The sequence below is a fragment of the Pseudomonas sp. HMWF006 genome, assembly GCF_003061205.1.
GTDB lineage: Bacteria > Pseudomonadota > Gammaproteobacteria > Pseudomonadales > Pseudomonadaceae > Aquipseudomonas > Aquipseudomonas monsensis.
In genome coordinates, this window is the sequence record NZ_QAIU01000482.1 from 1 (window position 1) to 1,761 (window position 1,761).

The window sequence follows — 1,761 nt, forward strand, 5'->3', positions numbered from 1 at the left end:
AATCAGTTTCAGTACCACGTCGCCGCGATCCTGCCGCCGCTGGCGCACCAGCACCCAGTAATCGCGATTCTGCCAGTGCAGGGTCAGGCGCACCGAGACCCCGAGATTGGCCAGCTCCAGCGAGAAGCGTTCGGTGTCGGCGACACTCACCGGTTTGCGTCGCTGCAACGTCTGGGCGAAGTTCAGCGGCATGCCGACGCTCTGATAGGCCAAGCCGTCGGACGTGGCTTCGACGAACAGGGGCAGGGTCTTGAAGTTGCTCGGGTTCTTTCTGATGAGCGTGCGCGGCATATCGGCTCCTGCTTAAGGCCGCGAAGCGGCGTCAGTGACCACGAAGGACCCGGGCAACGGTCGCAACGTTATGGGCGAGGTGCAGCGGATTGATCGTTCCGACAATAGCACTGGCCACGCCAGGCTTCGCAAACAGCAACTCGAAGCTGGCACGCACCGGATCCACTCCCGGGCTCAGGCACACGTGGCCGCTGGCCAGGGCTTTCTTCACCAGAATGGCTTTGCCGTGGGCAGCAGCATAGTCAATGACTGCCTTCTCGTTCTGTTCGTTCAGATTGTAGGTGACCATCGCGCAGTCCCCTTGCTCCAGCGCCTTGAGCCCGCCTTCGACGGTTTTGCCGGAGAAGCCGAAGCCGCGAATCTTGCCCTCGGCCTTGAGCGCCGCCAGCGTGGCGTAGACCTCTTCGTGTTCGAGGATGGCCATGTCATTGCCGTCAGAGTGCACCAGGACCAGGTCGATAGAATCCGTTTCCAGACGTTGCAGGCTGCGTTCCACTGACCTTCGCGTGTGCGCCGCGCTGAAGTCGTGGCGCGACAGGCCGTCGGCAAATTCCTCGCCGACCTTGCTGACGATCACCCAGTCCTCGCGCTGGCCACGCAGCAGCGGGCCGAGGCGTTCTTCGCTGCGGCCGTAAGCCGGCGCGGTGTCGATCAGGTTGATGCCCAGCTCGCGTGCCTGCCTGAGCAGCATGCGCGCAGCCTCGTCATCGGGAATCTGGAACCCGTTGGGGTATTTCACGCCTTGGTCGCGGCCCAGTTTCACCGTGCCCAGGCCCAGCGGCGAAACCGTCAGGCCGGTGCTGCCCAATGGGCGATGGAGATCATGCAGAGTCGCGATACTCATGGCAGCAGTTGCTCCCAGGCAGCAATGCCCATCGGTGGTTTCGGCAGTGCCGGTAGGGGTTCGGTGGCATGTGGCTGGATGCCGTCGCGCTGCAAGGAGGCGATCACGCGGTCGGCAAAGTCCGGTGCCAGTGCCAGTTTCGTCGGCCAGCCCACCAGCAAGCGGCCCTCGTCGGCGAGGAACGCGTTATCCGGACGTGTCAGGCCGGTTTGCAGCGGCTCGGCACGGTCGACCCGCAGCGTCGCCCATTGCGTGGTGCCGAGGTCGATCCACGGTAGCAATTGCGCGATTTCCTTTTGCGCGGTGGCGATCTGCTCGGCGGGCTCGCGGGCGACACCTTCGCTTTCGGCGATGTCGCCGCCCATGTACCAGACCCACTGACCGTCAGCGGCCGGGTGGGTGGTCACGGTGATGCGCGGCTTGGTGCCGCCGCCCAGGCAATGGGCGTAGAGCGGTTTCAGCCCCGGGCCTTTGGCGATGATCATGTGCAGCGGCCGGCGCTGCATGGCCGGCTGGCTCAGGCCCAGGGCCTCAAGCAGTTGCGCGGTACCGGCGCCAGCGCTGAGGACGATGCGCTGGGCGCGGATCTCGCGGCCGTCGACCTGCAGACCGACCAGCACTCCCGC

Annotated in this window: 1 protein-coding gene and 2 pseudogenes; all 3 read right to left on the reverse strand. The window is 65.1% G+C overall.

What is annotated here, in order from left to right:
- Positions 1–291: pseudogene (locus tag DBR24_RS21045) on the reverse strand (metal ABC transporter ATPase); the annotation flags it as partial.
- A gap of 31 nt (positions 292–322) precedes the next feature.
- A complete protein-coding gene (locus DBR24_RS21050; RefSeq protein WP_123470841.1) occupies positions 323–1,135 on the reverse strand; it encodes an aldo/keto reductase in 813 nt (270 codons plus the stop codon).
- A pseudogene (locus tag DBR24_RS33105) lies at positions 1,132–1,761 on the reverse strand (FAD-dependent oxidoreductase); the annotation flags it as partial. The gene DBR24_RS21050 and the pseudogene DBR24_RS33105, both read right to left, overlap by 4 nt.

Bases quoted from the DNA above. Each gene is read 5' to 3' on its own strand.
- DBR24_RS21050 (WP_123470841.1), bottom strand. From the start codon at position 1,135: ATGAGTATCGCGACTCTGCATGATCTCCATCGCCCATTGGGCAGCACC.